Below are 701 nucleotides of genomic sequence, written 5' to 3'. Positions count from 1 at the left end.
GCGCATGTGGCGCGGCTGCGCGAGGAACAGGGGCTGGTGCCCGGTCTGGCGGTGGTGCTGGTCGGCGAAGACCCGGCAAGCCAGGTCTACGTGCGCAACAAGGGCGTGCAGACCGTGGAATGCGGCATGGCGAGCTTCGAACACAAGCTGCCGGCCGAGACGGCCGAGGCCGATCTGCTGGCCCTGATCGACCGGCTGAATGGCGATCCGGCGGTGCATGGCATCCTGGTGCAGCTGCCCTTGCCGAAGCATTTGAACGCGGAACTGGTGATCAACCGGATCGATCCGGCCAAGGATGTGGACGGGTTCCATATCTCGAATGTGGGCCTGCTGGGCACGGGTCAGAAAAGCATGGTGCCCTGCACGCCGCTGGGCTGTCTGATGATGCTGCGCGACCATCTGGGGTCGCTCGCCGGGCTGAACGCGGTTGTGGTGGGGCGCAGCAACATTGTCGGCAAGCCGATGGCGCAGCTTCTCTTGGGTGATAGCTGCACGGTGACCATCGCGCATTCGCGGACCAAGGATCTGGCCGAGGTCTGCCGCCGCGCCGATATTCTGGTGGCCGCGGTGGGCCGGCCCGAGATGATCACCGGCGACATGGTGAAGCCCGGCGCCACGGTCATTGACGTGGGCATCAACCGCATCGAGCGCGACGGCAAGGCGAAGCTCGTCGGCGACGTGCATTACGCCAGCGCGGCCGA

1 protein-coding gene is annotated in these 701 nt (G+C 66.2%); it reads left to right on the top strand.

Annotated elements, in window-relative coordinates:
- The coding region (gene folD, locus K1Y73_RS21950; protein WP_225030540.1) for a bifunctional methylenetetrahydrofolate dehydrogenase/methenyltetrahydrofolate cyclohydrolase FolD at positions 1-701 on the top strand (701 nt) is incomplete at both ends.

It is taken from the genome of Xinfangfangia pollutisoli (assembly GCF_020179405.1).
Lineage (GTDB): Bacteria > Pseudomonadota > Alphaproteobacteria > Rhodobacterales > Rhodobacteraceae > Pseudogemmobacter > Pseudogemmobacter pollutisoli.
Note: the sequence above shows the minus strand (reverse complement) of the source record. Positions and strands in the feature narration are given on the sequence as shown.